The sequence below is a fragment of the Shewanella sp. 10N.7 genome, from assembly GCF_020806285.1.
Taxonomy (GTDB): Bacteria; Pseudomonadota; Gammaproteobacteria; order Enterobacterales; family Shewanellaceae; genus Shewanella; species Shewanella electrodiphila.
On record NZ_JAJGZS010000117.1, the window covers coordinates 1 to 204 of the forward strand.

General features: G+C 52.9%; 1 pseudogene. It reads left to right on the forward strand.

The features are described from left to right. Window positions 1-204: pseudogene (locus LMH66_RS20385) on the forward strand (hypothetical protein); the annotation flags it as partial.

The following is a 204-nucleotide window of genomic DNA, read 5'->3' on the forward strand; positions in this document are numbered from 1 at the left end:
ACGCCACTGCGGGCTCTATCGACGTTGCATTAGTGATTAACGATGGCGCAGAAACCGCTGACATTTCAGGTACCACTACTGATGTGGCGCCAAACAGCACTGTCACCCTAACCCTCACCGATAGCGCTGGCACAGTGCAAGTCATCACTGGCGTCACCGTTGATGCCAATGGCGATTACAGCATTGATGGCGTAGACATTTCTG